Annotated in this window: 19 protein-coding genes; 9 read left to right on the top strand and 10 right to left on the bottom strand. The window is 67.2% G+C overall.

The window, feature by feature from the left end; all coding sequences use genetic code 11:
* Positions 1-25: 25 nt before the first annotated feature.
* From FOB72_RS11915 to plsY, 5 genes are all read left to right on the top strand, one after another.
* A complete protein-coding gene (locus FOB72_RS11915) occupies positions 26-1,003 on the top strand; it encodes a tripartite tricarboxylate transporter substrate binding protein BugE (RefSeq protein WP_150372709.1) in 978 nt (325 codons plus the stop codon).
* Between the two features lie 86 nt (positions 1,004-1,089).
* Positions 1,090-1,569 carry a methylated-DNA--[protein]-cysteine S-methyltransferase gene (locus FOB72_RS11920; RefSeq protein ID WP_150372710.1) on the top strand — a complete coding sequence of 160 codons (480 nt, stop codon included), beginning with the start codon at positions 1,090-1,092 and terminating at the stop codon, positions 1,567-1,569.
* An 11-nt stretch (positions 1,570-1,580) separates the two neighbouring features.
* Positions 1,581-2,498 carry a site-specific tyrosine recombinase XerD gene (xerD, locus tag FOB72_RS11925; protein WP_150373876.1) on the top strand — a complete coding sequence of 306 codons (918 nt, stop codon included), beginning with the start codon at positions 1,581-1,583 and terminating at the stop codon, positions 2,496-2,498.
* A 24-nt stretch (positions 2,499-2,522) separates the two neighbouring features.
* Positions 2,523-3,014 (top strand): aminoacyl-tRNA deacylase, encoded by a 492-nt coding sequence (locus FOB72_RS11930; protein ID WP_150372711.1) that lies wholly within the window; start codon positions 2,523-2,525, stop codon positions 3,012-3,014.
* 67 nt (positions 3,015-3,081) lie between these two features.
* Positions 3,082-3,693, top strand: coding sequence for a glycerol-3-phosphate 1-O-acyltransferase PlsY (gene plsY / locus FOB72_RS11935; protein ID WP_150372712.1), 612 nt, complete (start codon positions 3,082-3,084; stop codon positions 3,691-3,693).
* Between the two features lie 3 nt (positions 3,694-3,696).
* Here the strand turns inward: plsY and FOB72_RS11940 are convergent, their stop codons facing one another.
* The 4 genes from FOB72_RS11940 to FOB72_RS11955 form a co-directional block, all read right to left on the bottom strand.
* A complete protein-coding gene (locus FOB72_RS11940; protein ID WP_150373877.1) occupies positions 3,697-5,190 on the bottom strand; it encodes an efflux transporter outer membrane subunit in 1,494 nt (497 codons plus the stop codon).
* A gap of 98 nt (positions 5,191-5,288) precedes the next feature.
* Complete coding sequence (locus tag FOB72_RS11945; protein ID WP_150372713.1) at positions 5,289-8,591, bottom strand: efflux RND transporter permease subunit; 3,303 nt, start codon at positions 8,589-8,591, stop codon at positions 5,289-5,291.
* The gene (locus FOB72_RS11950) at positions 8,591-11,701 is read right to left on the bottom strand and encodes an MdtB/MuxB family multidrug efflux RND transporter permease subunit (RefSeq protein WP_150372714.1); all 3,111 of its coding nucleotides are present in this window, start codon (positions 11,699-11,701) and stop codon (positions 8,591-8,593) included. The genes FOB72_RS11945 and FOB72_RS11950 overlap by 1 nt, the downstream gene beginning before the upstream one ends.
* Before the next feature lie 24 nt (positions 11,702-11,725).
* Positions 11,726-13,249, bottom strand: coding sequence for an MdtA/MuxA family multidrug efflux RND transporter periplasmic adaptor subunit (locus FOB72_RS11955; RefSeq protein ID WP_150372715.1), 1,524 nt, complete (start codon positions 13,247-13,249; stop codon positions 11,726-11,728).
* A 416-nt stretch (positions 13,250-13,665) separates the two neighbouring features.
* Here FOB72_RS11955 and FOB72_RS11960 point away from each other — a divergent pair, with 416 nt between their 5' ends.
* A complete protein-coding gene (locus FOB72_RS11960; RefSeq protein ID WP_150372716.1) occupies positions 13,666-14,397 on the top strand; it encodes a response regulator in 732 nt (243 codons plus the stop codon).
* A gap of 26 nt (positions 14,398-14,423) precedes the next feature.
* Positions 14,424-15,704 (top strand): ATP-binding protein, encoded by a 1,281-nt coding sequence (locus tag FOB72_RS11965; RefSeq protein WP_150372717.1) that lies wholly within the window; start codon positions 14,424-14,426, stop codon positions 15,702-15,704.
* Positions 15,705-15,740: 36 nt separating this feature from the next.
* Here the strand turns inward: FOB72_RS11965 and FOB72_RS11970 are convergent, their stop codons facing one another.
* Positions 15,741-16,658: a LysR family transcriptional regulator gene (locus FOB72_RS11970; protein WP_150372718.1), complete on the bottom strand. Its 918-nt coding sequence runs from the start codon at positions 16,656-16,658 to the stop codon at positions 15,741-15,743.
* A gap of 106 nt (positions 16,659-16,764) precedes the next feature.
* On the opposite strand from FOB72_RS11970, the gene FOB72_RS11975 reads away from it, so the two are divergent.
* Together FOB72_RS11975 and dacB are read left to right on the top strand one after the other, a co-directional pair.
* A complete protein-coding gene (locus FOB72_RS11975; RefSeq protein WP_150372719.1) occupies positions 16,765-17,223 on the top strand; it encodes a PACE efflux transporter in 459 nt (152 codons plus the stop codon).
* A 52-nt stretch (positions 17,224-17,275) separates the two neighbouring features.
* A complete protein-coding gene (gene dacB, locus FOB72_RS11980; protein WP_150372720.1) occupies positions 17,276-18,859 on the top strand; it encodes a D-alanyl-D-alanine carboxypeptidase/D-alanyl-D-alanine-endopeptidase in 1,584 nt (527 codons plus the stop codon).
* A 33-nt stretch (positions 18,860-18,892) separates the two neighbouring features.
* Here dacB and FOB72_RS11985 read toward each other — a convergent pair whose 3' ends face one another.
* From FOB72_RS11985 to fba, 5 genes are all read right to left on the bottom strand, one after another.
* Positions 18,893-19,885 (bottom strand): L-threonylcarbamoyladenylate synthase, encoded by a 993-nt coding sequence (locus FOB72_RS11985; protein ID WP_150372721.1) that lies wholly within the window; start codon positions 19,883-19,885, stop codon positions 18,893-18,895.
* An 8-nt stretch (positions 19,886-19,893) separates the two neighbouring features.
* Positions 19,894-21,138: a 5-(carboxyamino)imidazole ribonucleotide synthase gene (locus tag FOB72_RS11990; protein ID WP_150372722.1), complete on the bottom strand. Its 1,245-nt coding sequence runs from the start codon at positions 21,136-21,138 to the stop codon at positions 19,894-19,896.
* Between the two features lie 79 nt (positions 21,139-21,217).
* On the bottom strand, positions 21,218-21,718 hold the full coding sequence (purE, locus tag FOB72_RS11995; RefSeq protein WP_150372723.1) for a 5-(carboxyamino)imidazole ribonucleotide mutase: 501 nt from the start codon (positions 21,716-21,718) through the stop codon (positions 21,218-21,220).
* 20 nt (positions 21,719-21,738) lie between these two features.
* Entirely contained in the window at positions 21,739-22,647 is a 909-nt protein-coding gene (locus FOB72_RS12000; protein WP_150372724.1) for a phosphoribosylaminoimidazolesuccinocarboxamide synthase, read from the bottom strand.
* Positions 22,648-22,712: 65 nt separating this feature from the next.
* Entirely contained in the window at positions 22,713-23,777 is a 1,065-nt protein-coding gene (fba, locus tag FOB72_RS12005) for a class II fructose-bisphosphate aldolase (RefSeq protein ID WP_109582002.1), read from the bottom strand.
* Between the last annotated feature and the right edge of the window lie 89 nt (positions 23,778-23,866).

The following is a 23,866-nucleotide window of genomic DNA, read 5'->3' on the forward strand; positions in this document are numbered from 1 at the left end:
GTATCTAAACCGGAGACACCCTCTCATGCAATCTGGCAAAACCGCTCTGTTCCTCGCACTCGCCGCCTCGGCTTCGCTGCCGGCCGTCGTGCAGGCCCAGTCCTACCCGACCAAGCCGATCCGCCTGATCATCCCGTTCGCGCCCGGCGGTACGACCGACATCGTGGGCCGCGGCGTGGCCGACCAGATGAGCAAGATCCTCGGCCAGCCCGTGGTGGTGGAGAACCGTGCCGGTGGCGGCGGTTCGATCGGCGCCGACGCGATCGCGAAGGCCCCGCCCGATGGCTACACGATCGGCATCTCGACCGTGTCGACGATGGCGGTGAACCCGGCCTGCAATCCCAAGCTCTCGTACGACCCGATCAAGGACCTGAAGCCGATCGCCAACGTCGCGAACGTGGCCAACGTGATCGCCGTGAACCCGAACTTCCCGGCCAAGGACTACAAGGAGTTCATCGCGGTACTGAAGGCGAATCCGGGCAAGTACTCGTACGCCTCGTCGGGCACCTGCGGCTTCGGCCACATGCTCGGCGAGCAGTTCAAGGTCTCGACCAAGACCTTTATCGTGCATATCCCCTATCGCGGTGCCGGCCCGGCCCTGAACGACGTGCTCGCGGGACAGGTGCCCATCATGGTGGACAACCTGCCGTCGTCGATGCCGTACATCAAGGCCGGCAAGCTGCGTCCGCTGGTCGTCGCATGGAACAAGCGCATCGAGGGCCTGCCCGATGTGCCGACCTTCGGCGAACTGGGCCTGAAGGAGCCGAACGATCCGGCCTGGTACGGCCTGGTGGCACCGGCCGGCACGCCTGACGACATCATCAACAAGCTCAATGCCGCCGTCGTGAAGGCGCTGCAGGACAAGGGCTTCGCGGATCGCCTGCACGCTGCCGGCGCCGAGCCGTCGGGCAACACGCCCGCGCAGCACGCGGCCGAGATCAAGAAGGAATACGAGAAGATGAAGAACCTGGTCAAGGTGCAGAACATCAAGCTGGAGCAATAACCGGGCCTTGATTTCGGCATGCGGTAACAAAAGGCATAGAATCCGTTCTGTGCCTTTTTTTTCGCCTTGATTCCCTGCCCCGCCGCATGACTGCCCAGTTCGATGCCATCCTCCCCGCACCGTTCGGCAAGGTCGGCGTACGGTCCGACGGCGATGCCGTCGCCGAGCTGGTCTACCTGCCCGATACGTACGACGCCATCGCCCCGGCCAGCGCGCTGATGCGCGATGTCGCCGCGCAGCTCGATGCGTATTACGCCGACGCCGGCTTCGTGTTCGACCTGCCGCTCGCGGCGCGCGGCACCGATTTCCAGCGCCGCGTCTGGCGCGAAATCTGCGCCGTGCCGCGCGGCGGCCTGACCACGTACGGCACCATCGCGAAAGCGCTGCGCAGCGTGCCGCGCGCGGTGGGCCAGGCCTGCGGGCAGAACTGGTTTCCCGTCGTGATTCCGTGCCATCGCGTGGTCAGCGCCACCGGGCTGGGCGGCTTCGCGCATCACGGTGAAGAAGGCTTCCACCTCGGCGTCAAACGCTGGTTGCTGCGCCACGAAGGCGCGATGCTGCTGTGAGCGCCGCGCCCATGCCGGTGGATGACGCCGCGCTGGCGTCGGACCTGTCGCTCGTCGATCGCTTCTGCGACGCGCTGTGGCTCGAGGACGGACTGTCGCGCAATACCATCGACGCCTATCGCCGCGACCTGTCGATGCTCGCGCGCTGGCTGCACGAGAACGACCACGGCGCGCTGCTCGCTGTCAACGACACGTCGCTGTCGGCCTACTTCGCCGCGCGCCATATGGAAACGCGCGCGTCGTCGGCCAACCGGCGGCTGACGGTGTTCCGCCGCTTTTTCCAGTGGGCACTGCGCGAGCACATGGTGCAGGCCGATCCCTGCCTGCTGCTGCGGCCCGCCAAGCAGCCGCCGCGTTTCCCGAAGACGCTGTCGGAAGCGCAGGTGGAAGCGCTGATCGACGCGCCCGATACCGGCACGCCGCTCGGCCTGCGCGACCGCACGATGGTCGAGCTGATGTATGCGAGCGGGCTGCGCGTCTCCGAACTCACGCAGATGAAGACGGTCGAGGTCGGCCTCAACGAAGGCGTGGCGCGCGTGGTCGGCGGAAAGGGCAACAAGGAGCGGCTCGTGCCCTTCGGCGCGCAGGCCGGCGACTGGCTGCGCCGCTACCTCGCCGAATCGCGCCCGGCATTGCTCGCGGGCCGCGCATGCGACGCGCTGTTCGTCACGCAGCGCGGCGAGGGCATGACGCGGCAGGCGTTCTGGCACCTGATCAAGAAGCACGCGCGCGAGGCCGGCATCCATGCCCCGCTGTCGCCGCACACGCTACGGCACGCGTTCGCCACGCATCTGCTCAACCATGGCGCGGATCTGCGCGTGGTGCAGCTGCTGCTGGGCCACGCCGATATCTCCACCACGCAGATCTACACGCACGTCGCGCGCGAGCGCCTGCGCGAGCTGCACCAGCAACATCATCCGCGCGGGTAACCCCGCTCCCGCGGATCGTCCGTCATGAGCAAAGCGAAACACATCTCCGAAACTCCCGCCACGCAGTTCCTGCGGCAGCATCGCATCGCGTTCGGCGAGCATCCCTACGACTACGTCGATCACGGCGGCACGGGCGAGTCCGCGCGCCAGCTCGGCGTGCCCGAGCATGACGTGGTCAAGACCCTCGTGATGGAAGACGAGCGCGCGCAGCCGCTGATCGTGCTGATGCACGGCGATTGTTCGGTATCCACCAAGAACCTCGCGCGGCAGATCGGCTGCAAGAGCGTGCAGCCGTGCAAGCCCGAAGTGGCGCAGCGCCACAGCGGCTTCATGGTCGGCGGTACGTCGCCGTTCGGCACGCGCAAGAAGCTGCCCGTCTACGTCGAGTCGTCGGTGCTCGCGCTGGAAAAAATCTACATCAACGGCGGGCGGCGCGGCTACCTCGTCAGTCTCGCGCCCCAGGTGCTGGTGGACGTGCTCGGCGCGAAACCGGTCGAATGTGCATTGCCCGATTGATTCCTGACGGGCCCCGCGTCCGGGCGCGCTACAATCGCGCCAGCCCAAAAACAGCCAACACCCCGCAATGGTCAATCTGATATTCGCTGTCGCCGCCTACCTGATCGGGTCGGTGTCCTTCGCCGTCGTGGTCAGCAAGCTCATGGGGCTGCCCGATCCGCACAGCTACGGCTCGGGCAATCCCGGCGCCACCAATGTGCTGCGCACCGGCAACAAGAAGGCCGCCATCCTGACGCTGATCGGCGACGGCCTCAAGGGATGGCTCGCGGTCTGGCTCGCGCAGCGTTTCGGGCCGGCATACGGCGTGCAGGACGCCGGCATCGCCCTCGTGGCGGTGGCGGTGTTCCTCGGTCATCTGTTCCCCGTTTACCATCGCTTCGCGGGCGGCAAGGGCGTGGCCACGGCGGCCGGTATCCTGATCGCGATCGACCCGATCCTCGGCCTCGCGACGCTGGCCACGTGGCTGATCATTGCGTTCTTCTTCCGCTACTCGTCGCTCGCGGCGCTGGTCTCGGCGATCTTCGCGCCCTTCTTCCACGTGCTGATGTCCGGCGTCGATATCACGACGGGCGCGATCTTCGTGATCAGCGTGCTGCTGATCATGCGCCACCGCGCGAATATCGCCAAGCTGCTGGCCGGCAAGGAAAGCCGGATCGGCGAGAAGAAAAAGCCGGGTTGAGCCTTAGCGCGCGATCGGGCTCGCCGGAGACGCCGCCGGCTCGCTCGCAATCTCGGTCCCTTCCGCATGCCATCCGCCGCCGAGCGCGGCAATCAGGATCACCGCCGTGGTGTACTGGCGGCTCGTGATCGACAGCGCGGTGCGCTCCGCGGTATAGGCCGCTGTCTGCGCGGTGAGCACGTCGAGCAATGCCGCGGTGCCCGCCTTGTAGCGGTTGTTGACCAGCGCGAGCGCATCGCGCGCGGAGCGCAGCGCGTCGTTCTGCACGACCGACTCCTGCTCCAGCAGACGCGCCGCCGCGAGGTTGTCCTCGACTTCCTGGAACGCATTGAGCACCGTCTGCCGGTAGTTGGCGACCGTCTGGTCGTACACGGCCACGGCCTGTGCCTTGTTCGCGCTGCGCAGGCCGCCATCGAAGATCGCACCGGCCAGTGAAGGACCGAACGACCAGATACGGTCGGGCAGCGACAGCCAGCGCGCGAGCGTGGCCGCGGTGAGGCCGCCCGTGGCCGACAGCGATAGCGTCGGGTAGTACGCGGCCTGCGCCACGCCGATCTCGGCATTGGCGGAAGCCATGCGCCGCTCGGCCGCGCCGATGTCGGGCCGGCGCTCGAGCAGCTGCGAAGGCACCGCGACCGGCACGCGCGGCAGCGTGGTGGCGAAGTCGGCCGCATGCATCGTCAGCTCGGACGGCGACCGACCGATGAGCACCGCAATGGCGTGTTCGAGCTGCGCGCGCGTGATCTGGATATCGATCTGCTGCGCCTGCGCGGACTTGAGCTGCGTCTCCGACTGCAACACGTCGGAGCGCTGCGCGGTGCCCGCCGCGTACTGATTGCGCACGAGCTGCAGCGAGCGTTCATAGTCGCTCACCGTGCGATCGAGCAGCGCGCGCTGCGCATCGGCGATGCGCAGCAGGAAATAGCTCTGCGCGAGCGTCGACTGCGTGGACAGCAATACGGCGGCCAGATCGGCCGCGCTGGCCTGCGCGCTCGCCTGGTTGCTTTCCACCTGCCGCCGCACGCGGCCCCACACATCGAGTTCCCACGCCGCGGACAGCGTGACGCTCTGCCCATTGCGGATATTGCCGGCCTGGCTGGTGGTGCTGCTGCCCGAGCGCGACGCGCTGGCCGAACCGTTGAGCGTCGGGAAGAAGCCCGCGCGCGCGGCCTGCAGCGCGCCGGCGGCCTGGCGATACTGCGCTTCCGCCGCCTTGATGTTCTGGTTCGAGATCTGGACCTGCGCCATCAGGATATCGAGGTCCGGATCGTTGAATACGCGCCACCATTCGGCGCGCGCGGTCTGATCCTGCGGCTCCGCGGTCTTCCAGTCGCCGGTCCACGCGGGCATGTCGGGCGTGGCTTCCTTGAACGCGGAGGGGGTCGGCGCATCGGGCCGCTTGTAGTCGGGACCGACCGCGCAGCCGGACAACAGGGCGAGCAGCAGCGCGCCGGCCAGCGTGGCCAGACGGGGAACGGGGGAGCGGTGCATCGGCATCGTGGATCGCATCAAAGGCTTCGTTCGCTTCAATGGCTCGGCTTGGTTCAATGGCTCGGCTTGGTTCAATCGATCGGTTCTTTTCAATTCGGTTCGCATCAATGGAGACGAGGCTCTGCGTCGGGTTCCTGCCGCCGGTGGCGCGCGCGCCATGCGTTGACCTTCAGGCGCCAGCGGTCGAGCGTCAGGTAGACCACCGGCGTCGTGTACAGCGTCAGCAGCTGGCTGACCAGCAGGCCGCCGACGATCGAGATGCCGAGCGGCGCGCGCAGTTCGGCCCCGTCGCCGCGCCCGAGCGCGAGCGGAATCGCGCCGAGCAGCGCGGCCATCGTCGTCATCATGATCGGACGGAACCGCAGCAGGCACGCGCGATGGATCGCCTCGCGCGGCGACAGCCCGTCGCGCCGCTCGGCATCGATCGCGAAGTCGATCATCATGATCGCGTTCTTCTTCACGATGCCGATCAGCAGGATCACGCCAATCAGCGCGATGATGCTGAAGTCGGTCTTCGAGGCCAGCAGCGCAAGCAGCGCGCCCACCCCCGCCGACGGCAGCGTGGAGAGGATCGTCAGCGGATGCACATAGCTCTCGTACAGCACGCCCAGCACGATATAGATCGTGATGAGCGCCGCGAGGATCAGGTACGGCTGGCTCTTGAGCGAGTCCTGGAACGCCTTGGCGCCGCCCTGGAAGTTCGCCTGCAAGGTCTCGGGTGCGCCGATACGCGCAAGCGCATCGCGAATCGCATCGGTGGCCTGCGACAGCGAGAACCCCTCGGCCAGGTTGAACGAGATGGTCGAGGCCGCGAACTGCCCCTGATGGTTCACGCCGAGCGGCGTGCTCGTCGGCGTGACGCGCGCGAACGCGGAGAGCGGCACGCGATTGCCGCCGCCGGTGACCACATAGATGTCCTGCAGCGCATGCGGACCCTGCAGGTATTCCTGGCTCAGCTCCATCACCACGCGGTACTGGTTCAGCGGGTGATAGATCGTGGAGACGAGGCGCTGCCCGAACGCGTCGTTGAGCACCGCATCGACCTGCTGCGCCGTGACGCCGAGCTTCGAGGCCGTGTCGCGATCGATGATCACGGACGTCTGCAGGCCCTTGTCGTTGGTGTCGGTGTCCACGTCCTCGATACCCTTGATGTTCGAGATCGCGGCGCGTACTTTCGGCTCCCACGCGCGCAGCACTTCGAGGTCGTCCGACTGCAGCGTGAACTGATACGCCGAACTGCTCTGCCGGCCACCGATGCGAATATCCTGCACGGGCGTGAGGAAGAGGCTCGCGCCGGGCTCCTTGGCGAGCTTGACGCGCAGCCGCGCGATGATCGCGTCGGCCGACTCCTTGCGCTCGGAGAGCGGCTTCAGCGTGACGAACATCTGACCCGTGTTGCGCTGGGAGCCGCCCGTGAAGCCCGTCACGTTGACCACGGCCGGGTCGGACCGCACGATCGTGATGAAGTTGTCGAGCTTCTTGGTCATCGCCTGGAACGACGTGGCCTGGTCCGCGCGGATAAAGCCGATCAGCCGGCCCGTGTCCTGCTGCGGGAAAAAGCCCTTGGGCACGATCACGTAGAGCCACACGTTCAGGCCGATCGTCGCGATCAGCACGAGCCAGACCAGCGCGCTGTGGCGCAGCGCCACGCCAAGCGTGCGGGCGTACTGGTCGTGCAGCCAGTTGAACACGCGCTCGCTCGCGTGATAGAAGCGGCCGCGCTTCTCGTCTTCCTTGACCGGACGCAGCAGCTTGGCGCACATCATCGGCGTGGTGGTCAGCGAGACCACGAGCGAGACCAGGATCGCGACCGACAGCGTGATGGCGAACTCCTGGAACAGCCGGCCCACGATGCCGCCCATGAGCAGCAGCGGAATGAACACGGCGATCAGCGACAGGCTCATCGAGATGACCGTGAAGCCGACCTCCCGCGCGCCGCGCAGCGCGGCCTCGCGCGGCTTCATGCCGTTCTCCATATGCCGGGAGATATTCTCGAGCACGACGATTGCATCGTCGACGACGAACCCCGTGGCAATGGTCAGCGCCATCAGCGAAAGATTGTTCAGCGAGAACCCGGCCAGATACATCACCGCGAACGTGCCGACCAGCGAGACGGGCACCGCCACGCTCGGGATCAGCGTCGCGCGCACGTTGCGCAGGAACACGAAGACCACCATGATCACGAGCGCGATCGAGATCAGCAGCGTGTGCTCGACCTCGCGCAGCGACGCGCGGATGGTCGGCGTGCGATCGAGCATCACGTCCATCGAGATCGCGGCCGGAATCATCTTGCGCAGCTGCGGGAGGATGTCGTTGACGCGATCGACGGTCTCGATGATGTTGGCGCCGGGCGAGCGGTTCAGCACGAGCAGCACCGACGGCTTGCCATTGGCGGAGCCCGCGTTGCGGATGTCCTGCACGGAGTCCGTCACATTGGCCACGTCGGACAGGCGCACCGGCACCTGCAGCGAATTCGGTCCCGAGTTGCCGTTGCCGCCGCCCGTGGCGCCGGTGGTGATCGTCGTGGTGCCGCTGCTCGTGGTCAGCGTGGTCGTGGTCACGCCGTTGACGGTCTTGGTGCTGACATTGCCGCCCGCGGTGGCGTTGGCCGTGCTCGCGATCAGCGCGCCCGCCGATGCCGACGAGTAGGTGCCCGGCGTGGCGTAGCGCACGATCAGCGGCATATAGTCCTTGGCCGCCATCGCCTGGTCGTTCGCGTAGACCTGCCAGTTGTTATTGTTGTTCTCGAGGACGCCCAGCGGCCGGTTGGCATTGGTCGCGCTGATCGTGTTGCGCACGTCCTCCAGCGAGATGCCGTACTTGTTGAGCGCGGTCGGATTGAGCTCGACGCGCACGGCGGGCAGCGACGAGCCACCGATGGTCACCTGCCCGACGCCTTCCACCTGCGAGAGCTTCTGCGCGAGGATCGTCGACGCCGCGTCGTAGAGCTGGCCGCGCGTCATGGTCGGCGACGTCAGCGCGATGATCATGATCGGCGCGTCGGCCGGGTTGACCTTGCGATAGGTCGGGTTGTTCGGCAGGCTCGTCGGGAGCGTGGCGCGCGAGGCGTTGATGGCCGCCTGCACGTCGCGCGCGGCACCGTCGATATCGCGCGACAGATCGAACTGCAGCGTGACGCGCGTGGAACCGAGCGAGCTCGACGACGTAATCTCGTTGACGCCCGCGATCGTGCCGAGCGCGCGTTCCAGCGGCGTGGCCACGGTCGCGGCCATCGTCTCGGGGCTCGCACCGGGCAGCGATGCGGAAACCGAGATCGTGGGAAAGTCCACCTGCGGCAGCGGCGAAACCGGCAGCAGCCGCAGCGCCGCCAGCCCCGCCAGCAGGATGCCGATGGTCAGCAGCGCGGTCGCGACCGGGCGTTGGATAAAGGCGGCGGAGACGTTCATCAGGCGTGCGTCTCCCCTTCGGGGTCGCCGAACTTGCGCCGGCGCCAGCTATTGAGCTGGAGCGCCACGCGGTCGAACGCGAGGTAGATCACGGGCGTGGTGAACAGCGTGAGCACCTGGCTCACGAGCAGGCCGCCGACCATCGTCACGCCGAGCGGCCGGCGCAGTTCGGAACCGATGCCGGTGCCGAGCATCAGCGGCAGCGCGGCGAGCAGCGCCGCCATCGTCGTCATCAGGATCGGGCGGAAACGCAGCAGGCAGGCCTGGAAGATCGCCTCGCGCGGCGCCATGCCGCCCTCGCGCTCGGCCTCGAGCGCGAAGTCGATCATCATGATCGCGTTCTTCTTGACGATACCGATCAGCAGGATGATGCCGATGATCGCGATGATGCCCAGATCCTGCCGCGCGACGAGCAGGGCGAGCAACGCGCCGACGCCCGCGGACGGCAGCGTGGACAGGATCGTCACCGGGTGGATCGTGCTCTCGTACAGCACGCCGAGCACGATATACATCGTGATCACCGCGGCGAGAATCAGCCACAGCGTATTGGAGAGCGACGCGCTGAACGCGAGCGCCGCGCCCTGGAACTCGGTAGCCATCGAGATCGGCAGGCCGAGCTCCTTCTCCACCTTGAGGATCTTCTCCACGGCGGCGCCGAGCGACTCGCCCGGCGCGAGGTTGAACGAGATGGTCGCGGCCGGGAACTGGCCCTGATGGTTGATGACGAGGGGACCCGTGCGCTCGCTGATGCGCGCGATCGAGCCCAGCGGCACCTGGCCGCCCGACGACGACGGCAGCCGCAGTTCGGACAGCGATTGCGGGCTCGTGCGGAACTGCGGCATCGTCTCGAGCACCACGCGGTACTGGTTGGACTGCGTGAAGATCGTCGAGACCAGGCGCTGGCCGAACGCGCTATATAGCGCGCTGTCGATCACGGCCGTGGTAATGCCGAAGCGCGCGGCGGCATCGCGGTCGATCTCGACGTAGGCGCGCAGGCCGTTGTTCTGCTGATCGCTGGTCACGTCGCGCAGCTCGCGCTCCTGGCGCAGGCGCTCGACGAGCTTCGGCACCCATTCGGCCAGCACCTTGGGATCGGGGTCCTCCACCGTGAACTGGTATTGCGTGCGCGAGACGCGGTCCTCGATGGTCAGGTCCTGCACGGGCTGCATGTACAGCGAGATACCGCCGAGCTTCTGCGCGGCATCCTGCAGCCGGTCCATCACCACATCCATGCTGTCCCGGTCGCCCTTGGGCTTGAGGTTGATCAGCATGCGGCCCGCGTTGAGCGTGGTATTGGTGCCATCGACGCCGATGAACGACGACACGCTGGCCACCGCCGGGTCTTCCAGGATGACCTTCTGCACGGCCTCCTGCTTGCGGCCCATCGCGGTGAACGAGGTCGTCTGCGCGGCTTCGGTAATCGCCTGCAGCACGCCCGTGTCCTGCACCGGGAAGAAGCCCTTGGGCACCACGAGGTACAGCAGGCCCGTCAGCACGAGCGTGCCGACGGCGACGACGAGCGTCGCGGTCTGGCGCCCGAGCACCCATTCCAGCGCGCGGCCGTAGCGATCGATCACGTTGTCGAAGAAGCGGCCCGTGGCGCGGTGAAAGCGCGACAGGTTCTCTTCGGGCACATGGCGCAGCAGACGCGCGCACATCATCGGCGTGAGCGTCAGCGATACCACGGCCGAGATCAGGATGGACACCGCCAGCGTGATCGCGAACTCGCGGAACAGCCGCCCCACCACGTCGCCCATGAACAGCAGCGGAATCAGCACCGCGACGAGCGAGAACGTCAGCGAGATGATGGTGAAGCCGATCTGCTTGGAACCCTTCAGCGCCGCGGCCATCGGCGTATCGCCCTTCTCGATGTACCGCATGATGTTCTCGATCATCACGATCGCATCATCGACGACGAACCCCGTGGCGATGGTCAGCGCCATCAGCGTCAGGTTGTTGATCGAGAAGCCCGCCAGGTACATCACGCCGAAGGTGCCGACCAGCGAGAGCGGCACCGCCACGCCCGGGATGATCGTCGCGGGGATATTGCGCAGGAAGACGAAGATCACCATCACGACGAGCGCGATGGCCAGCAGCAGTTCGAACTCGACGTCCTTCACCGACGCGCGGATGGTCGTGGTGCGGTCGGTCAGCTGCTGCACGTGCACCGAGGCGGGCAGCGCATTCTGCAGCTGCGGCAGCAGCGACTTGATGCGATCCACCACCTCGATCACGTTGGCGCCGGGCTGGCGCTGGATGTTCAGCACGATCGCCGGCTTGCCGTTGGCCCACGCGGCCAGCCGCGTGTTCTCGGGGCCATCGACGATATCGGCGACGTCGGTAATGCGGATCGGCGCGCCGTTCTGGTAGCCGATGATGATCTGCCGGTATTCATCGGCGGAGCGCAGCTGGTCGTTGGCGTCGATCGTCGAGGCGCGCTGGGGCCCGTCGAAACTACCCTTCGCGCCATTGACGTTGGCGCTGCCGATCGCGGTGCGCAGGTCGTCGATCGACATGCCCAGCGCGGCCAGCGCCGTGGGGTTGGCCTGGATGCGCACGGCGGGACGCTGCCCGCCGCTGATCGTGACGAGGCCCACGCCCTGGATCTGCGAGATCTTGGCCGCGATACGCGTATCGACCATATCCTGCAGTTGCGGCAGGGGCAGCGTGTCGGAGGTCATCGACAGCGTCATGATCGGCGCGTCGGCCGGGTTCACCTTGCTGTAGACCGGCGGCATCGGCAGGTCGGCCGGCAGCAGGTTGCCGCCCGCGTTGATGGCGGCCTGCACTTCCTGCTCGGCCACGTCGAGCGAGAGCGACAGCTCGAACTGCAGCGTAATGACCGACGCGCCGCCCGAGGACGACGACGACATCTGCTTGAGGCCCGGCATCTGGCCGAACTGACGCTCGAGCGGCGCGGTCACCGACGACGTCATCACGTCCGGGCTCGCGCCCGGGTACAGCGTGGTGACCTGGATGGTCGGGTAGTCCACCTCCGGCAGCGCCGACAGCGGCAGCAGGCGGAATGCCACCAGCCCGGACAGCAGGATGGCGAGCATCAGCAGCGCCGTGGCGACTGGCCGCTCGATAAAGATGCGTGACGGGTTCATGCCGCTCCTCGATTCCTTCGCCGCTTACTGCTGCGGGCGCTGGCCGACGTTGCCGGCGGGGTTGGCGGGGGTGTTCCGGGTCGGGTCGGGGACCGCATCCGCATCGCGCTGGCGGCGCGGCTCGGCCATCGGCGCGCTGGCACCGCTCGCCCCGTCGCCACGGCGCGCATGCGCACCGCTCGCGCCGGCGCCGCTCGCGCCGCCCCAGTTGCTGCCCTCGCGGTGGCGGCCGCGCCCGCGCGGCTGGCTCGCAGGTACCAGTTGTGCCGCGCGCGCGGCCGGATCCACGGCCTCCACCGTCATGCCTTCCTTCAGGCGGTCCGCGCCGTCGATCACCACGCGCTGGCCGGGCTGCAGGCCCTTCGTCACCGCCGTGCGCGTGCCATCGCTGGCGCCGAGCGTGACCGTCGCCACATGGACCGTGCTGGCCTCATCGACCACGTACACGAACGTGCCCTGCTGGCCGCGCTGGATGGCCGCCACCGGAATGACCGTGGCGTCCTCGAGCGTATCGATGCGCGTGCGCACGTTGACGAACTGGTTCGGGAACAGCATGCCGTCCTTGTTCTCGAACTGCGCCTTGAGCTTGACCGTGCCGGTGGTCACGTCGATCTGGTTGTCGGTCGTCAGCAGCGTGCCTTCGGCCAGCTGCGTGCGCATCTGGCGATCCCAGGCCTGCACGGGCAGCTTCTTGCCCGCATTGAGCTGCCGGAGCACCTGCGGCAGGTTGTCCTCGGGAATCGTGTACAGCACGGTGATGGGCGTGATCTGCGTGATCAGCGCGATGCCGTTGGTGTCGCTGGTGCTCACGATATTGCCGGGGTCCACCTGGCGCAGGCCGATGCGGCCGGACACCGGCGCGACGATGCGCGTGTAGCCCAACTGGATCCGCGCGTTGTCCACATTGCCCTGATCGGTCTTGACCGTGCCTTCGTACTGGCGCACGAGGGCGTCCTGCGTGTCCACCTGCTGGCTCGAGATCGAGTCCTGCTGGAGCAGCGTCTTGTAGCGCTTCTGGTCGAGCCGCGCATTCTGCAGCAGCGCCTGATCGCGCGCGAGCTGGCCCACGGCCTGGTCGTAGGTGGCCTGGAACGGACGCGGGTCGATCTCGGCCAGCACGTCGCCGGCCTTGACCATCTGGCCTTCCTTGAACAATACGCGCAGCAGCGGGCCGGAAACCTGCGCGCGCACGGTCACATTGGCCAGCGGGGTCACGTTGCCCAGCCCGTTGAGCACGACATCCATGTCCCGGCGCGCGACCGTGGACACGACCACGGGAGAGCGCGGCATATTGGCGCCCGGTCCACCGGGCCCGCCCGGGCCGCGCGCCTGCCGGCCGCCCGCCGCGGCCCCGCTCGCCCCGGCCTGGCTCCCGGCGCCATCGGCCGCCGCGCGATGGCCCTGCCACCAGTACCAGCCGGCACCGGCCAGCACCACGACGACCGCGATCGCGATCCATGTGCGGCGCGATGACGCGCCGCGCTGTGGCGAGGGCCCCCGGGGCGGGGTGGGTGGCGAGGAGGGTTGACCGTTTTCGGGTTGCGACATATCCGGAATCCTGGGAACGGCGCGCCCGGGATGGGGCACGCCAACGATATTCGCGCGGCGGCCGGGGGCCGGCCAGCGGGCGAAATGGCAAAGTATGCCAAATCGCGCTACCGGAAAGACCATTCGCCCTGGCCGCCTATGGAGGGGCTTCCCTTTCGGGTCCCGTTTTTCCTCTGGGGCAAGGTTCGGGAGGGCGATCGATCCGGTGCGGCTGGCAGGTAGGCGCCGCGCGATTGGCAGTGGCGAAAAATATCGCCACGTTGGGACGAAGCATAATGTGCCGGGATGACCGCGCCTGTTTCTGGCACCCGCTCTTTTATTACAGCGGATTACCAGCGGGCCGGGTGTAACCTCCGGAAACAAAACCGCGGACGCCAATCGCGTTCCCACGCCGCCAGCCTGACTATCATTTGCCTATGCGAACGAACCAGCCCACCCAGATCCTCGTCGTGGACGACGATCCCGAACTTCGCGACCTGCTGCGCGAGTACCTGACCTCGCAGGGCTTTGCCGTGTCCGTGCTGCACGACGGGGACGGCCTGCAGGCGCGCCTCGAGCGTGAACGGCCCGCGCTGATCGTGCTGGACCTCATGATGCCCAAGGTCGATGGCCTGACGGCGCTGCGCAACCTGCGTGCGAAGAACGACGATATTCCGGTGATCCTGCTGACCGCGCGCAGCGACGAGATCGACCGTATCGTCGGGCTCGAGATCGGCGCCGACGACTACCTCGGCAAGCCGTTCTCGCCGCGCGAGTTGCTCGCGCGCATCAACGCGGTCCTGCGCCGCAAGCTCGCCCGGCCCGCGGCTGCACCCGAGGACCGCGAGTCGATCGCGTTCGGCCCGTTCCGCGTGAACTTCCGCCAGCGCTCGCTGCTCCGGACCGGGCAGGCGGTATCGATCAGCGACACCGAGTTCGCGCTGCTCAAGCTGCTGCTCATGCATCCGCTGGAAGTGCTGTCGCGCGAGCGCATCGTCGAGCTGATGTACGGCACCGCGAGCGGCATCAGCGACCGCGGCATCGATGTGCAGATCTGGCGCCTGCGCCGGCTGCTGGACGAGGACGCGCAGCGCCCGCGCTATATCCAGACCGTGCGCGGCAGGGGCTATACGTTCGTGCCCGACGAGGCCGAAGAGATTCCGCAGTAGGACTTTCGCACCAAAGACGCTGAGCAATGAAGCTGAGGATTGACACCCTGTTCGGACGCATGGCACTGCTGATTGCAGCGGTGCTCATGATCAGCCATTTCTCCTGGCTGACGATTCTTCGCATGGATCGTCGCCAGCAGCAGGTCGACTATTCGGTCGAACAGATGCTGTTCCAGCTGCAGAGCATCGAGCACGCGCTCGATGCGCGGCCGCCGCTGCCGTTGCCGAGCCTCGTCGAGATCGGCGACAACACGCGGGCGGAAGAATTGTCGGCGGTCCCGCAGGGCGGCCGGCCGCGCCGGCTGATCGAACAGTTCGGCAGCCGCCTGCCGAAGGGCAGCGAGTTGCGGATCGAGGACGAAGCCACGCCGCGGCTGTGGGTCAAGCTGCCGACGCGCGCGCAGTGGATCGCCATGCCGATCCTGTGGGTGCACAACCCCCCGCCCGACAACCGGCTCGTACCCGGCGTCATCCTCGTGGTCGCCGTGGCGACGATCTTCGCGCTGCTGATCGCGTGGCAGATCCAGCGGCCCGTACGCGACATGGCCGAGGCCGCGGCGCGATTGTCGCGGCAGGAGATGGTGCCGCCGCTACGCGAGCGCGGGCCGCATGAGCTGCGACAACTGATCGAGCGTTTCAATCGCATGGTCGCCGACCTCGTGCGCACGGACCAGGAGCGCAACACGATGCTCGCCGGCATCGCGCACGACCTGAAGACCCCGCTCGCGCGGCTGCGGCTCCGCGCCGAGATGCTGAGCGACCCGAAGGCCGCCGCGGGCGTTACGCGCGATGTGGAGTCGATGTCGGCGATCGTCGAGCAGTTCCTGACCTTCGCGCAGAGCAGCGAGCCGACCGCGCGGCCCGTGCCCGTGGAGAAGCGCATTTCCGAACTCGCGGCATCGCTGGCGGAGCAGGACCGCTTCGTCGAACTCGACCTCGCCGCGGGCGACGGCTTCCGCATGATCGCGACGCAGCTCGACCGCATCGTCGGCAACCTCGTCGATAACGCCTATGCGTACGGCGCACCGCCCGTGCATGTGTCCACCGCGCGCACGAACGAAGGCTGGCGCCTGACCGTGGAGGATCACGGCACGGGCATTCCCGACGATGCGATGGACCGCGTGACGCTCCCGTTCGTGCGGCTGGATCCGGCGCGCGGCGGCAACGCGCACTCGGGGCTGGGACTCGCGATCGTCGATCGCCTGGTCCGCCAGGGCGGCGGGCGCCTGAACCTCGTCAACCGCGAGGAAGGCGGCCTGCGCGTGGAGATGGTGTTTCCGTTTGCGCCGCTGGCGCAGGCGGCATAGGCGGTGCCCCTTATTGCCGCCCCTTATTGCTGCCTCCTACCGCCGCGCCGATCCGCCGCCCGAGACCGGAACCGGCAACGGCTCGCGTTTCACGCGCTCCCGCAGCCATGTCGCCGCCTTGCCGAGCGGCCGCTGCTTGTGCCACACGAGCTCCATCGCCACGGGCCAGTCCTTTTCCTGAAACGCGAGTTTCGGTGACACCAGTTGTGCCGCGGCCGGCGAGTTCGCGGCCACGTGCCAGGGTACGAATCCCCAGCCCAGATTGCGCTTGATCAGTTCGACGATGACCCACTGGCTCTCGACCCACCAGACATCGGCCGCGACGCGCAGGCGCTTCTTTTCTTCGCTGTCGCTGCGCGTGGCCACCATCAGCTGGCGATAACGCTTGAGCTCTTCCCAATCGACGCGCGGCTGGTGCGCGAGCGGATGCTCGGGCGCGCAGAGGATCGGCATCGGCACCCAGCCGAGCGCATGAAACGCGAGTTCGGCCGGCAGAATTTCCTGCCGCCACATGATGCCGAGGTCCGCGCACTGGCTCATCACGAGCCGGCTTACGTCCTCCATCAGCGGAAACAGCAGTTCGAGCTCCACCGCCGGAAACTGCCGCGAGAACTCCTCGAGCATCACGCCGAGAATCTCTTCCGGATACAGCTCGTCCACGGCCAGCACGAGCCGCGTCTCGACGCCCTCCCCCAGGCTCTTGGCCACGCCGCGGAAATGTTCGCAGCGTTCCAGGATCACGCGCGCCTCGGCCAGCAGGCGCTCCCCCGCGGGCGTGAGCACGGGATAGCGCGCGCTGCGATCGAACAGCGCATTGCCGAGGTCGATCTCGAGGTTGGCCACGGCCGCGCTGACCACGGACTGCGCCTTGCCGAGTCGGCGCGCGGCGGCCGAGAACGAGCCCGTTTCGGACGCCGCGACAAAGGCCTGCAACTGGTCGATGGAGAGACTCATACGCCTCCTTTTCTGCTATCTATCGGATAAACCGATGGTATCCAACTTGGCAATATCAATCCATCAGATAGACTGTGTCCCATCGTCGTTTTTGCTGGAGAGGATCATGCGCACTACCGGAGACCGGATCCGACACGCGATCGGTTTCGAGTTGATCGGCCTGTTGGCCTTCGCCCCGCTTGCCAGCTGGGTGTTCGGCTATGCGCTGCATCAGATGGGCCTGATCGGTGCGGTGGCATCGCTGATCGCCGCCGCATGGAACTACGTCTACAACCTGATGTTCGACAAGGCGATGCTCCGCGTCCGTGGGGACGTCCACAAGACGCCGGCCATTCGCGTGCTGCACGCGATCCTGTTCGAGGGCGGCCTGCTGATCGTGTTCCTGCCGTCCGTCGCGTGGTACCTCGACATCAGCCTGTTCGACGCGTTCATCATGGACATCGCGGTGGCCGGCTTCTACATGGTCTACGCGCTGATCTACAACTGGGCCTACGACCTCGTGTTCCCGATTCCGAAGGCGCCCGCCCCCGTGAGCGGCGCGCGGTCGACTTCGCTGTCGAATTGACACGGTAACCGAGCGTTTCACGTCATCCGAACCGCGTTGGGCATGCGTTAACATCTCCGCCATGCCCATGCCCAATGCCCTGCCCCGCATCGTTCCGGCCGCCGCGCTCCTGGCGTGCCTTGCCGCCGGACTCGCAACCGTCCCCGCGGACGCCAAGGCCGCCAAGGCCAAACCGGCCGCGGCGGCAAAGTCCACCTCCCCTTCTTCGTCCGCGCCGGCAAAGCATGCCGCCGCGGAGACCGTCGATCCCGCCGCCCTGCGCGCCGGGTTGCCGGCCAACGTCGTCACGGCATTACGCCGCGCCAACGTGCCGTTATCGGCCGCGAGCTTCTATGTCGTGAAGGTTGGCGCGCCCGCGCCGCGCGCGAGCTGGAATGCCGAGCAGCCGATGAATCCCGCCTCGACGATGAAAGTCGTGACGACGTTTGCGGGACTCCAATTGCTGGGGCCCGACTTTCGCTGGCAGACGTCGCTCTATGCCGACACGCAGCCCGGTGTCGACGGTTCGCTCAACGGCAATATCTACCTGCGCGGCCGGGGCGATCCCAAGCTCGTGCCCGAAGAGATGGCCAAGCTCGTGTCATCCGCGCGGCGCGCGGGTGTCAACAATATCAATGGCGACCTCGTGCTCGACCGCAGCTTCTTCGCGGATGGGCTCGATGGCAACGGCACGATCGACGGCGAGTCCACGCGCGCGTACAACGTGAATCCGGACGCGCTGCTGTATGCGTTCAAGACGCTGTCCTTCACGATCAGTCCGGACCCGGCGAGCCGCTCGGTGGCGGTGTCGGTCACGCCCTCGCTGGCGCAACTGCGGGTGGACAACCGGCTGGCGCTGACGAACGGCCGTTGCGGCGACTGGCGGACGCGGGCGAACCCGGCCATCATGCCGCAGCCGGACGGCACGGTCGTGGCCGCGTTCGACGGCAGCTATTCGACCGATTGCGGCGAACATGTGATCAACCTCGCGACGCTGTCGCACAGCGATTTCATCTGGGGTGGATTCGTCGCCGAATGGCAGCTCGCGGGCGGAACGTTCACGCATGCGCCCGGCGTGCGCAGCGGCCCGGTGCCGCGCAACGCGGTGCTGCTGGCGCGGCACTATGGCGAGCCGCTCGGCGATATCGTGCGCGATATCAACAAGTATTCGAACAACGTGATGGCGCGCCAGCTGTTCCTGACCATCGGTGCGGAAATCGACCGTGGCGGCCCCGCGAGCACCGCGCGTTCGGCAACCGTGATCCAGCGCTGGCTGCAGAAGCAGGGGCTGGACCTGCGCAGCCTCGTGCTCGACAACGGCTCGGGCCTCTCGCGCGACGAGCGCATCAGCGCGTACGACATGGCGCGCCTGCTGCAGCAGGCGCTCGCGAGCAACGTGGGCCCGGCCCTGCTCGACTCGCTGCCGATCCTCGGCGTGGACGGCACCCTGCGCAACCGCCTCACGCGCGCGAACGCGGCGGGCAATGCGTATCTGAAGACGGGGACGCTGCAGGATGTGCGCGCGCTGGCGGGCTATGTCGATGCGCTGAACGGCGACCGGTATGTGGTGGTGGCCTACATCAACCACCCGAACGCATCCGCCGCGCAGGAGGCGCACGACGCGCTGATGCAGTGGGTGTACCGCGGCGCGCCTTGACGATCTGAGGACCCGAGGACCTGGAGGCGGCGGCTATTCGAACGCCGCCGCGGCGCGGCCGAGGCGGTCCCGTACGCCATCCCATTCGTGCCCGGCCGGCACCGGCTCGAACACGAGCCGGCCGAACCCTTCCTTGTCGAGCCGGCGCAGCAGGCGATAGAGCTCGCGCGCATAGGCCTCCGGCGTAGCCGGCGCCGCCACGAACGCGCAGCGTGCGTCCAGACCCGAAGGCGCCTCGCGTCCAACGAACGCCAGCCGCCCATCGGCCGGCAGCGCGGCCAGGTAGGCCGGCAGCGCGGACGCATCGGCCAGCACCAGCGCCGTGCGCGGCGCGTAGTGGGCGCGCAGCGTGCCCGATGCCCGCGGCGCGGCCGCATCGGGCGGCAACGGCGCGGTGCCCAGCACGGCTTCCATCATCGCCGGGGTGATCGCACCGGGCCGCAGCAACACGGGGCCGACGCCCTGATCGAGCCGCGACAGATCGACGATCGTCGACTCGATGCCGACATCGACCCCATCGCCTTCCAGCACATAGACCGCATCGCCGAACTCGTCCCGCACATGCTGCGCGGTGGTCGGACTCACCTGCCCGAACTTGTTCGCCGAAGGCGCCGCGATCCCGCCGCGACCCCGCCGGAAACGCGACAGCAGCGCCTGCGCGACCGGATGCGACGGGCAACGCAGTCCAAGACTGTCCTGCCCGCCGGCCACGGCGGCGGGAATATGCGCGGCACGCTTGAGAATCAGCGTCAGCGGTCCCGGCCAGAACGCATCGATCAGCTTCTGCGCCGCCTCGGGCACCGAGTCGGCCCAGTAGCTGACGTCGCCGCCATCGACCACATGCACGATCACGGGATGATTCGACGGACGGCCCTTGGCAGCGAAGATGCGGGCAACGGCCTCGGGATTCTCGGCGTCGGCACCGAGCCCATAGACGGTCTCGGTCGGAAACGCGACCAGCTGTCCCGCTTCGAGCAGGCGAACCGCTTCGTCGAGCTCGGCGGCCGTGGGCATGCGTGAGGACATGAAAAGACTCAGAGCGGAATATGCAGCGCCTGCGCGGCCGCGACGAACGCCGCATCGGCTGCAGCGGCCGCGTCACCGACGCAATTCACATGGCCCATCTTGCGCGCGGGGCGCGCATCGCTCTTGCCATAGAGGTGGAGCTTGGCGCCGGGCTGCGCGATGACCTGATCCCACGCGGGCGTGCGCTCGAGGCCGAACTCGAACCACGCGTCGCCCAGCAGGTTCAGCATCTTGCCGGCCGAATGCTGGCGCGTGCTGCCCAGCGGCATGCGCGCCATCGCGCGAACCTGCTGCTCGAACTGGCTGGTCTCGCAGGCATCCATCGTGATGTGACCCGAATTGTGCGGGCGCGGTGCCATCTCGTTGGCCACGAGCGAGCCATCGGTCAGCACGAAGAACTCGATGCACAGCACGCCGACATAACCCATCTCGGTCGCGATGATCGCCGCCGCGGCACGCGCGCGATCGGCGATATCGTCGGACACGCTCGACGACGGCATCGTCGTCGAGAACAGGATGCCGTCGCGATGGACGTTCTCGGCCAGCGGCCACGTCGCGGTAGAACCGTCCGCGGCGCGTGCGGCCAGCACGGACACTTCGTAGGCCAGCGGCAGCATCTGCTCGAGCACGCACGGCACATGCTGCATCGCGCGCCACGCGGCCCGGACGTCCTCGCGCGTCTTCACACGCGCCTGGCCCTTGCCGTCGTAGCCCATGCGCGCGGTCTTCAGAATGCCGGGCAGCAGCGCCTCGGGCACCTGATCGACGTCCGCATCGTGCTGGATGACCCAGTGCGGCGCGGTGGGCACGCCCGTGCGCTCGGCACACGACGCAAAGAACTTCTTCTCGCCGATGCGGTTCTGGGCAATCGACACGCAATAGCCGCGCGGCGCCACGAACGCACCCAGTTGCTCCAGGCGGTCCAGCGACATCGACGGCACGTTCTCGAACTCGGTACTCACGGCCTGGCAAAGCTTCGCCATCTCGTTGAGCGCGGCCTCGTCGGTGTACGGCGCGCAGATATGACGGTCGGCCACGATGCCTGCCGGGCTGTCCTGATCGGGATCGAGCACGCAGACGCGATAGCCCATCGACTGCGCCGCGTGCGTGAACATGCGGCCGAGCTGCCCGCCGCCCAGCATGCCAAGCCAGGCACCCGGCAGAATCGGCGCACCGGGCTGATCGACGCCGAACTCGGCGCGCGACTCGGGCGTATGGGCTTCGGACAGGTAAGGATGGATATCGGTCGGCATGCGTAGAACAGGAAAGAGCAGCTAAAACAGGCAGCTTGAAACAGGCGGCCAACGCGGCCGCGGAACGCGCGGATCGGACTCAGACGGGCAGCTTCATGGCCCGCGCGGCCTCGGTCTGCTTCGCGCGGAACGCTTCCAGCGCGTCGGCCAGCGCCGCGTCCGTGGTCGCGAGCGTCGCTATCGCATGCAGCGCCGCGTTGGCCGCGCCGGCCTCGCCGATCGCGAACGTCGCCACGGGCACGCCCTTCGGCATCTGCACGATCGACAGCAGCGAATCCTCGCCACGCAGGTACTTCGACGGCACGGGCACGCCGAACACCGGCACGATCGTCTTGGCGGCGATCATGCCGGGCAGATGCGCGGCACCGCCGGCGCCCGCGATGATCGCGCGAATGCCACGGCCGCGCGCGGTCTCCGCATAGCGGAACATGTCGTCGGCCATCCGGTGCGCGGATACCACCTGCGCCTCGAACGGTACGCCGAAATCCTTGAGCATGGCCACGGCGTGCTGCATCACGTCCCAGTCGGAACTGCTGCCCATGACGACGCCCACCACGGGCTTGTTTGCTTCGTTGCTCATGTTGCGAAATCCGTCGTCGATTATTGCAGCGCTTCGCCGGTCAGGCGCGTCAGCGCTTCCTTGTACTTGTCGGCGGTCTTCTGCACGACGTCGTCCGGCAGCTTCGGCGCCGGCGCGGTCTTCGGCCACGGCTTGCCGTCGAGGCGCACGGCTTCCAGCCAGTCGCGCACGAACTGCTTGTCGAACGACGGGGGATTGGTGCCGACCTGATACGAATCGGCGGGCCAGAAGCGCGAGGAGTCGGCGGTCAGCACCTCGTCCATCAACGTCAGCGTGCCGTTCTCGTCCAGACCGAACTCGAACTTGGTATCGGCGATGATGATGCCGCGCGTGGCCGCGAACTCGGCCGCTTCCTTGTACAGGCGAATCGAGATATCGCGCATCTTCGCGGCCAGTTCCTTGCCGATGCGCTGCTCGACTTCGTCGAACGAGATGTTCTCGTCGTGCTCGCCCATCTCCGCCTTGGCGGCCGGCGTGAAGATCGGCTCGGGCAGCTTCTGCGCGTTCTGCAGGCCGGCCGGCAGCGCGATGCCGCACACCTTGCCCGTCGCCTGGTAGTCCTTCCAGCCGCTACCGGCGAGGTAGCCGCGCACCACGGCCTCGACGAGGATCGGCTTCAGGCGCTTGACCACCACCGCGCGGCCCCGCACCTGCGCCACTTCGTCCGGCGCCACGACGCTCTCGGCGGACACGCCGGTCTCGTGGTTCGGCACGATGTGCGCGAGGCGCTTGAACCAGAAGTTGGCCATCTGGTTCAGCACGCGGCCCTTGGCCGGGATCGGCTCCCCCATGATCACATCGAACGCGGACAGGCGGTCCGTCGTGACGATCAGCAGCTTGTCGTCGCCGACGGCATAGTTGTCGCGCACCTTGCCGCGGCCGAGCAGCGGCAGGGATTGAATGGAGGAATCGTAGAGGGCTTCGGACATGGTGGAAGAACTGAGAAACGTAAACGTAAAACTGCCCTCCCCGGAGGGGGAGGGCATCGGGCGTATTACTGCACGACTTGCGACAGCTTGCCCGACTTGTACTGCTGGGCGATGTCGGTCAGCGAAACCGCCTTGATCTTGCTGGCCTGGCCTTCGCAGCCGAACGCCACGTAGCGCGCCTTGCAGACCTGCTTGGCGGCTTCGCGCGCGGGCTTCAGGTATTCGCGCGGGTCGAACTTGCTCGGGTTCTCCGCAAAGAAGCGGCGGATCGCGCCGGTCATCGCCAGGCGGATGTCGGTGTCGATGTTGATCTTGCGCACGCCGTACTTGATGGCTTCCTGGATCTCTTCGACCGGCACGCCATACGTTTCCTTCATGTCGCCACCGAACTGGCGGATTTCCTCGAGCAGTTCCTGCGGCACCGACGACGAACCGTGCATCACGAGGTGGGTGTTCGGAATGCGCGCGTGGATTTCCTTGATGCGGCTGATGGCGAGGATGTCGCCCGTGGGCTTGCGCGTGAACTTGTACGCGCCGTGCGAGGTACCGATCGCGATGGCCAGCGCGTCCAGCTGCGTGGCCTTGACGAAGTCGGCGGCCTGCTCGGGATCCGTCAGCAGCATCGAATGGTCGAGCTTGCCCTCGGCGCCGATGCCGTCTTCCTCGCCCGCTTCACCGGTTTCCAGCGAGCCGAGGCAGCCCAGTTCGCCTTCGACGGTCACGCCCAGCGCGTGGGCCATCTGCACGACCTTGCGGGTCACGTCCACGTTGTACTCGTAGTCGGCCGGCGTCTTGCCGTCTTCGCGCAGCGAGCCGTCCATCATCACGGACGAGAAATTCAGGTCGATCGCGGCCTGGCAGATCGCCGGCGACTGGCCGTGATCCTGGTGCATCACCACCGGGATATGCGGATACGCTTCCACGGCCGCTTCGATCAGATGACGCAGGAAGTGCTCGCCCGCGTATTTGCGCGCGCCTGCCGATGCCTGCATGATCACCGGAGCGTTGACCTCGTCGGCCGCCTGCATGATGGCCTGCACCTGCTCGAGGTTGTTGACGTTGAACGCGGGCAGACCGTAGCCGTTCTCGGCGGCGTGGTCCAGCAGCTGGCGCATGGAAACGAGTGGCATCTCAAACTCCTGAATAAAAAATTGTTTCTGTATTCGTTCCGGTATTGGTTCCGGTATGCATGCTTTCCGGGCCTCGGGAGGCTCGCACA

It is taken from the genome of Cupriavidus pauculus (assembly GCF_008693385.1).
In the GTDB taxonomy this organism is placed as follows: Bacteria; Pseudomonadota; Gammaproteobacteria; order Burkholderiales; family Burkholderiaceae; genus Cupriavidus; species Cupriavidus pauculus_D.

What these genes read in the sequence shown, in the direction of transcription:
- FOB72_RS11930 (WP_150372711.1), top strand. Translation starts at nt 2,523, where the DNA reads ATGAGCAAAGCGAAACACATCTCCGAAACTCCCGCCACGCAGTTCCTG.
- plsY (WP_150372712.1), top strand. Translation starts at nt 3,082, where the DNA reads ATGGTCAATCTGATATTCGCTGTCGCCGCCTACCTGATCGGGTCGGTG.
- xerD (WP_150373876.1), top strand. Translation starts at nt 1,581, where the DNA reads ATGCCGGTGGATGACGCCGCGCTGGCGTCGGACCTGTCGCTCGTCGAT.
- FOB72_RS11990 (WP_150372722.1), bottom strand. Translation starts at nt 21,138, where the DNA reads ATGCCGACCGATATCCATCCTTACCTGTCCGAAGCCCATACGCCCGAG.
- FOB72_RS12000 (WP_150372724.1), bottom strand. Translation starts at nt 22,647, where the DNA reads ATGTCCGAAGCCCTCTACGATTCCTCCATTCAATCCCTGCCGCTGCTC.
- fba (WP_109582002.1), bottom strand. Translation starts at nt 23,777, where the DNA reads ATGCCACTCGTTTCCATGCGCCAGCTGCTGGACCACGCCGCCGAGAAC.
- FOB72_RS11915 (WP_150372709.1), top strand. Translation starts at nt 26, where the DNA reads ATGCAATCTGGCAAAACCGCTCTGTTCCTCGCACTCGCCGCCTCGGCT.
- FOB72_RS11985 (WP_150372721.1), bottom strand. Translation starts at nt 19,885, where the DNA reads ATGTCCTCACGCATGCCCACGGCCGCCGAGCTCGACGAAGCGGTTCGC.
- FOB72_RS11940 (WP_150373877.1), bottom strand. Translation starts at nt 5,190, where the DNA reads ATGCCGATGCACCGCTCCCCCGTTCCCCGTCTGGCCACGCTGGCCGGC.
- FOB72_RS11955 (WP_150372715.1), bottom strand. Translation starts at nt 13,249, where the DNA reads ATGTCGCAACCCGAAAACGGTCAACCCTCCTCGCCACCCACCCCGCCC.
- FOB72_RS11970 (WP_150372718.1), bottom strand. Translation starts at nt 16,658, where the DNA reads ATGAGTCTCTCCATCGACCAGTTGCAGGCCTTTGTCGCGGCGTCCGAA.
- FOB72_RS11975 (WP_150372719.1), top strand. Translation starts at nt 16,765, where the DNA reads ATGCGCACTACCGGAGACCGGATCCGACACGCGATCGGTTTCGAGTTG.
- purE (WP_150372723.1), bottom strand. Translation starts at nt 21,718, where the DNA reads ATGAGCAACGAAGCAAACAAGCCCGTGGTGGGCGTCGTCATGGGCAGC.
- FOB72_RS11965 (WP_150372717.1), top strand. Translation starts at nt 14,424, where the DNA reads ATGAAGCTGAGGATTGACACCCTGTTCGGACGCATGGCACTGCTGATT.
- FOB72_RS11960 (WP_150372716.1), top strand. Translation starts at nt 13,666, where the DNA reads ATGCGAACGAACCAGCCCACCCAGATCCTCGTCGTGGACGACGATCCC.
- FOB72_RS11920 (WP_150372710.1), top strand. Translation starts at nt 1,090, where the DNA reads ATGACTGCCCAGTTCGATGCCATCCTCCCCGCACCGTTCGGCAAGGTC.
- FOB72_RS11945 (WP_150372713.1), bottom strand. Translation starts at nt 8,591, where the DNA reads ATGAACGTCTCCGCCGCCTTTATCCAACGCCCGGTCGCGACCGCGCTG.
- FOB72_RS11950 (WP_150372714.1), bottom strand. Translation starts at nt 11,701, where the DNA reads ATGAACCCGTCACGCATCTTTATCGAGCGGCCAGTCGCCACGGCGCTG.